Source organism: Pseudomonas karstica, from assembly GCF_009707515.1.
Classification (GTDB): domain Bacteria; phylum Pseudomonadota; class Gammaproteobacteria; order Pseudomonadales; family Pseudomonadaceae; genus Aquipseudomonas; species Aquipseudomonas karstica.
Genome location: NZ_WLYI01000099.1, coordinates 1 through 369, shown reverse-complemented (window position 1 = coordinate 369; position 369 = coordinate 1). Strand labels below are relative to the sequence as shown.

Sequence of the window (369 nt, the reverse complement as noted above, 5' to 3'; positions counted from 1 at the left end):
AACCACTCCCAAGACACCCAGGAACGCTTCGCCCACGACCCGGCGGGCAACCTGCTGATGCAAGACCGCATCGGCCCCGCCGTCATCGTCGGCAACCGCCTGTTGCTGCAAGGCGACCGGCATTACGACTACGACGCCTTCGGAAATCTCATACGCGAACGTCGGGGCCGGGCCCAGCAGTTGGTCACGGAATACCGCTACGACTGCCAACATCGCCTCATCAGCGTCACACCCCCCGACGGCCAAACGGCCAGCTACCGCTACGACCCGTTTGGCCGACGCACCAGCAAAACCGTCGATAAAAAAACCACCGAGTTTTTCTGGCAAGGCGACACCCTGATCGCGGAACACAGCGCTGATCAGCATCGC

The 369-nt window shown here is 62.1% G+C and carries 1 pseudogene; it reads left to right on the top strand.

What is annotated here, in order from left to right:
- A pseudogene (locus tag GIR22_RS25870) lies at window positions 1-369 on the top strand (RHS repeat domain-containing protein); the annotation flags it as partial.